Origin of the sequence: Pontimicrobium aquaticum (assembly GCF_005047595.1) — a bacterium.
Classification (GTDB): Bacteria; Bacteroidota; Bacteroidia; order Flavobacteriales; family Flavobacteriaceae; genus Pontimicrobium; species Pontimicrobium aquaticum.
Genome location: NZ_SUPL01000022.1, coordinates 1 through 1,315, shown reverse-complemented (window position 1 = coordinate 1,315; position 1,315 = coordinate 1). Strand labels below are relative to the sequence as shown.

Here is a 1,315-nt window from a genome sequence, read left to right as displayed (position 1 = left end):
TGTCCCGTCCTGAAATAAGTTGACACAAAAACGACTTATTATGAAAGACAAAGAGCAATCAAGAGTTAAGCGTACTCAGCGCGATTATAATTTGGGCTTTAAATTAGCAGTAGTATCGCAAGTAGAAAAAGGCGAGTTCACCTATAAACAAGCACAAAGGCATTACGGTATTCAAGGTAGAAGTACCGTTTTGATATGGTTAAGAAAACATGGTACCTTAGACTGGAGCAAACCATCCTTACTCATGCAATCAAAATCCAAAGAAACACCAGCACAAAGAATCAAACGTTTAGAACGCGAGCTTGAAGATGAAAAACTAAAGAACAAGATACTTAATACAATGATTGACATCTCAGACAGTCAATATGGGACTTCCATTAGAAAAAAGTTTTCATCTCAACAATCCAACGCATCAGGCAAGAACAAGAAATAAGTCTATCTCGTTATTGTCGATTGTTTGAGATATCAAGACAAGGATTCCATCAAGCTCTTAAACGTCAAGAAACCCGGACCAAAGAGCTTGCCAAAATTAAACCTTTGGTCATGCACATACGTATGCAAATGCCAAGAATAGGCACTAGAAAATTATACTATTTACTGAAGGGCGAGTTTAAGAATCAAGGTATAAAAATAGGTAGAGATGCCCTATTTGATTACTTACGATCAGAATCCATGCTTGTTAAGCCAAAAAGGAATTACACGAAAACAACTAATTCCAAGCATTGGCTAAAAAAACATCCTAATCTTATGAAAGATGTAAAAACGATACATCCAGAACAATACTTTGTAAGTGATATTACTTATATTAAAAGTAGAGAACGCACACATTACCTCTCTTTAGTAACGGATGCTCATAGTAGAAAAATTATGGGTTATCACCTTAGTGATGATATGGGTTCAAAGAACGTAGTCAAGGCTTTACAAATGGCAAACAAAAGCAGAACAACAGATAACAAGCTTGTGCACCACTCAGATAGAGGGTTGCAATATTGCTCAGCCGTTTATCAAAAAGAACTAAGCACCTATAAAATACAACCATCGATGACCGATGGTTATGATTGTTATCAAAATGCAATTGCCGAACGTATCAATGGCATATTGAAAAACGAGTTCCTAATCCATAAATGCAATAATGGAAAACAGCTTAGACAACTCATAAAACAATCTATTGAAACATATAATGATAGAAGACCACATTTGAGCCTTAATTACAAAACACCTAACTTTGTACACAACAAAAAAACCAGTGAAGTTAACTTCACTGGTCCTATCTAATTTTTATTTATAAACTGTCAACCTATTTTAGGACGACTCA

The 1,315-nt window shown here is 35.2% G+C and carries 1 protein-coding gene; it reads left to right on the top strand.

Features of this window, described 5'->3' with window-relative positions:
* The first annotated feature begins 40 nt into the window (after positions 1–40).
* Positions 41–1,275, top strand: a protein-coding gene (locus E5167_RS15320; protein WP_136845033.1) for an IS3 family transposase whose coding sequence is annotated in 2 segments (ribosomal slippage) — positions 41–389 and positions 389–1,275 — 1,236 coding nt in all. Because the reading frame shifts where the segments join, the coding sequence is not laid out codon by codon here.
* Positions 1,276–1,315: the final 40 nt, after the last annotated feature.